Consider the following 2,803-nt stretch of genomic DNA (forward strand, 5'->3'; position numbering starts at 1 on the left):
ACCGGCAGCGCCAGCCGGCGCTCCCGCACGCCCATAGACGCAATCGCACCCACCGTCACCCGGCAGAAGCCGTCCTCACACTCCATGAATCAGCGGGGCTAGGACGAACGCTCCGCAAGTGGAAGGCCGCCTTCCTCGCGTACTGGACCACCGGCCGCTCCAACAACGGAGGAACCGAAGCGATCAATGGCCTCATCGAACTCCACCGGCGCCTGGCCCGCGGCTACCGCAACCGCGACAACTATCGCCTGCGGATGCTCCTCATCGCCGGCGGGCTACGGACCTGACCCCACGCTCAGATGCGAAGCCAATAAACGGTTGGAGCTCGACGAATATCAGTGTAGTGTCACAGAAGGTCAGCCTGTGAAGCTCGCTAAAATCTGCCGTGATTAGGTTAAGCTTTCGGCTAGCACGGCTGTTGCGCACGGTCATGAGACTTGGAAATGGGAAGGTGCCTATATGTGGATACTTAACGGCCTCATGCAAAGTCTGCGTTTAACCGTGGTAGCCACCTTGGTGGCTCTAGTTTCGATTGCCGCCGTCCCCGCTTCAACTGCACAGGCAGCGCGAGGCAATCTTACCTGTGACTCACTCTATTCGGTGGATGGAGGTGGAAACTACGCTAAAAAAATTAATCCTACGACCGGGTTGTCATCAGATTCCTTCAAACTTGAAGGCTCAAGCCGGCACAACCAATTGGGTATCGGTACGGGGGGCGCGTATGCGATTTATACCGCGACCGAAGGATCGAGTAATAACCTTACAAACTATGTCTACAACTGGAATGCTACGACGGATACGACATCCAGAGTTGAAAGTCCTGTCGCAGTATCTACCCATGGTGCAATCAACCCCGCCAACGGTTGGTTTTACTACGGCGGACTAGGTGGCAGCAACGACACCCTCACGCTTCACGGTTACAACCCTGCTACGCCTGCTGTTGCGCCCGTTAAGGTGATGACTGTCAATCTTCCGGGCTCGAAAGGCAGGAATGGTGACCTCGCTTTCGACGCTGGCGGAAATATGTATGTCGTCGCCGCCTCAAATACCGAAGGTGGCATCTGGTCCGTTGACGGGCCCATGCCTACGACGGGTTCGGTAACGGTAACCGGGACCCAGGTCACTGCTTTGACGCCACAGTTCGCCTCAGCGAACTCAATCGCGTTCGGTCCAGACGGTTACTTGTACGTCGGTTCCAGTGCTTTCCTGCGCCAAGTTGATCCGAGCAACGGTCAGTTGAAGAGTGCGGTTCCGAACAGGCCAAACATGACCGACATGGCTTCGTGCAGCAACCCGGTCAGTATTAAGCTGGACAAGGATCTCCCCGCGGGGCGCTTTGAACCCACAGACCAATTTGGCCTAAAGATTTCCGGCGCCGGCCTGACTGAAGGCACGACCGCCGTCACTGACGGCCCCGCTGAAGGCGTGCAGACCGCTTCCGTGGGGCCAGTTCTGGGCTTGGCTGGCCAGACCTATACGGTCACGGAGACCGCGGCAGGCACCGCGAACTTTGCAAACTACGACACGAGTTATAAGTGTGTCGACGATGTGGGTGTGACAGTCGTTGAAGGCACAGAAAAAACAGCGACATTCACTCCTGACAGTGGGCGAAGCGTGTCGTGCAGGTTCACAAACACAGCTAAGAAACCAAATATCAAGCTCGTGAAAGATGCCGAGTTGATGGGGTCGTGGGCAGCGGGACAGAAGGTTAAGTACTCGTTCACGGCCACGAACACCGGCAATCAGCCGCTGACCAATGTAGCTGTAGAAGAGGTCTCGTTTTCGGGCAGCGGTACGACTCCCGTGATTACGTGTGACGTAGCAGAGCTGGCTGTAGGAGCTGAAGCTAAATGCTCTGCGGAGTACACATTGACGCAAGCTGATATAGACACTGGCAGCGTGTTAAACGCTGCGAAGGCAGTGGGTACATCCCCCGAGGGTGTGCAGGTTGAGGCAACGGATGACGCTGAGGTGAAGGGCGAAACGGCTGCCGGCATTGGTCTGGTGAAGACGGCTGCGCAGGACGAGGGTGCGCCGTGGAAGGCAGGCGAGAAGGTCACGTACCGGTTCGTGGTCACCAACTCGGGCAACGTCACGCTGACGAATGTGGCGGTGGATGAGGGCACCTTCTCGGGCACCGGCACGCTGTCGGAGATCGAGTGTGATGCGAGCGAGTTGGCGCCGGGCGAGTCGACGAACTGCTTGGCGACGTATGAGTTGACGCAAGCGGATGTCAATGCGGGCGTTGTGAAGAACGTGGCGAAGGCTGTGGGTACTCCGCCCTCGGGCGAGCAGGTTACGTCGCCGGAGGCTCCGGCTGAGGTGAAGGGCGAAACGACGTCAGATCTAACCTTGGTCAAGACAGCTTCGCCTGAGAGCGGTCTCAGCGCCGGCGATGAGGTCGCTTACAAATTCGTCGTCACGAATATCGGCAATGTGACGCTGAAGGATGTGGGTGTGACGGAACTTGAGTTCACCGGCACCGGAACGAAGCCTGTGGTCGAGTGCCCCGTTACGGAACTGGCTCCGGGCGACTCAGCGTCCTGTACCGCGACTTACACGACGACTACGGACGACGCGAAGGCAGGAAAGGTCGACAACACGGCAGTTGCCACCGGCAAAACTCCGGCTGATGAGAACGTGAAGTCGAACGAGGATAGTGCGACTGTGACGTTCGAGAAGGACGGAATCTGTTGCGGAGGGTCGCTCGGTTCGGCGGGATCTGTCGGCTCGCTCGGTTCCTTGGGTTCCCTAGGATCCCTGGGATCCCTCGGTTCGCTTGGTTCCCTGGGTTCGACCGGTT

General features: G+C 58.1%; 2 protein-coding genes. Both read left to right on the plus strand.

Annotated features, from left to right (window positions below; genetic code table 11):
* On the plus strand, window positions 1–287 hold a 287-nt coding region (locus DCI01S_RS16285; protein WP_244881774.1), incomplete at its 5' end, for a transposase.
* 172 nt (window positions 288–459) lie between these two features.
* Window positions 460–2,803, plus strand: a 2,344-nt coding sequence (locus DCI01S_RS17460) for a CLIPPER-2 domain-containing protein (RefSeq protein ID WP_218001335.1), incomplete at its 3' end; no start/stop codon positions are given.

The sequence above is a fragment of the Dietzia cinnamea NBRC 102147 genome (assembly GCF_001571065.1).
In the GTDB taxonomy this organism is placed as follows: Bacteria; Actinomycetota; Actinomycetes; order Mycobacteriales; family Mycobacteriaceae; genus Dietzia; species Dietzia cinnamea.